Below are 2,355 nucleotides of genomic sequence, written 5' to 3' on the forward strand. Positions count from 1 at the left end.
TCTATTTCAAGGTTTATATCTTGAAGAGCAGTGTAATTAACTCCCTTTGATGCATACACCTTTTTTAAGTTTTTAGCAACTAATACATTATTCATATTAATATCCTCCTGTATGTAAAGTTATTTTATTTTTAAATTAAAAGTACATTTACTAATCTACAATGTCTATTCTATATGAGATTACTAGAAGTAACCATTTATCTACATAACAAAAACTTAGGTGAATCTTACAGTTTTGTAATATTAAAATAAAAAGTGGATATCTCAAAAATTATAAAAATCATTTTGAGATATCCACCGCATATTATTGAGTTACAGCTTTATAATATGCTCTAACTGTAATGAAGTAATAAACTAAATATATTATTGAATATATTACGTAGGTAATTAATATTGGTTTTAGAAGACTCATATTAAGTAAGCTTTCAAGAACTTTTAAGGCAAAAGTAGAGTGAGTTATACCCACAACTAAAGGTAGTAAGAATACTATACCTATTTGTTTTGATATAGAAACCTTTAATTCTTTATTACTTACTCCAACTTTCTTTAATATATCATAGTTAAATTTATCTGCGTTGGATTCTGAAAGTTGTTTAAAGAATATTATACTTCCTGTACATATTAAGAATACAAGGCCAAGGAAACTTCCTATAAATACTGTTAAACCACTGGTTTCGATAGCTCCTCTATATTGAGTGTAGTAATCACTACTTAACATAAAGGTATTTTCTGATATATCTTTATAAGTATTTTTAGTAAGATTATTGAACTCCTCAGTCAATTCTTTAGCAGAGGACTCATTTTTTACATTGTATAAGCTTAATTTTAAATATTCATCAGCAAATTTTTGGCTATTATTAAAGACATTATCACTAACTACTACAACGATATTGAAGGAAACTAAGTTAACTGGTAATAATGCTTTATTTGATTCACCAGATATTGTTAGCACATCATTATTTAATTTAAAGGTCTTTTCTTTAAAGGATTTAACAAACTTTGAACCAACAAATCTTTCAAATACGAAGGCTTCTTTTTCTTCTAAGTTTAATTTAATGTCTAATTTAGAGGCTTTAATTAAGTTTTTAGCAGTACTTTCACTTATAAAAGCTATGCTTTCTTCGTCCTCATTAGGACCTTTTGAGGATGTCTTTGGGAAGATAACATTTTTAGTTAAAACATCCACCTCATATTTACTGTCAATTTTATTCTTAGGATATTTGTTTACCATGCTTTCAAAATCTTTATTTATATTGTCTTTCTTTAAATCCTTGACAATAAAAGCTTCATTTCCATCAAATTTAGATTTTTTATCGGCATTAAGGGTCTTTCTCTCAGTTACAAAGCCATAGGAATAAGGGGAATTTTCTCTTGCTTGCTTATCAGCAAAGTAGTATATACTAAAGGTTGTACCAACAGCTGTTAAGGTAGTGGCAGAAAGAATAGCAATAGTTGCTAATGTTCTAGCATTTCCTTTTATTCTATAAAGAAGCTGAGAAGTTCCAATCATATTTATTCCGTTAAAGTATCTCTTCTTATTTTTCTTTAATTGCTTTATCATAAATACAACAAAGGATGAGAAAAGAATATAAGTTCCTGCTATGGTAAGTGTTATGGTAAGTAAGGCATAAAGCTGAAAATTCTTATCTAGGTTAGATGCAAAATAGTATCCAGATCCTACCATTATAACGCCGAGTAGGGATATTATAGTAGATACTTTAGGTTGTGATTCTCCACGTTCCTCAGCTCTAAATAGGTCTATAAGCTTAAATCTATATATAAGACTATAAGAATGTATTGATATTATTAAAAATATAATAGCAAATACCCCTATGGTTTGACCTACAGCCTTCATAGATATACTGAAAGAAACAGTTTTTATAATTTGCATATCCATTAATTTAAATAATAAAGCTATAAAGCCTTTAGATAATAAAGAGCCTAAAGCTATACCAACCACAAGGGCAATAACTCCCATTACTACTGTTTCATAAAATAACATTCTACCTATTTGCTTTTTCTTTAAACCAAGCATTGAATATAAGGCAATTTCTTTCTTTCTTTTTTTAGTAAAGAAGGAGTTAGAATACCAGATAAATACTCCAGCAAATACAAGTATAACTACTGCAGAAGCCTTAAAGGCTCCAGCGATTGAAGCTTTTGCACCTAGAGCTTTTGCTATTTGGTCATTATACTGTAATGATGTAAAGGTAAAGTAAATAAGTATACTAAAGGCTATAGATGTAAAATATAGAAAATAATTTTGAAAATTTCTTTTAATATTTTTAAATGCTATATCAAATAAAGACACTTTAAATTCCTCCTTATCTTATTACATGTCTGCAACTGTATTTCC

Annotated in this window: 1 protein-coding gene; it reads right to left on the reverse strand. The window is 28.1% G+C overall.

Going from position 1 to position 2,355, the window contains the following annotated elements; all coding sequences use genetic code 11:
• Window positions 1-303: 303 nt before the first annotated feature.
• Window positions 304-2,310 (reverse strand): ABC transporter permease, encoded by a 2,007-nt coding sequence (locus BR69_RS0113125; protein WP_027633588.1) that lies wholly within the window; start codon window positions 2,308-2,310, stop codon window positions 304-306.
• Window positions 2,311-2,355: the final 45 nt, after the last annotated feature.

Origin of the sequence: Clostridium hydrogeniformans DSM 21757 (genome assembly GCF_000686705.1) — a bacterium.
Taxonomy (GTDB): Bacteria; Bacillota; Clostridia; order Clostridiales; family Clostridiaceae; genus Clostridium_Z; species Clostridium_Z hydrogeniformans.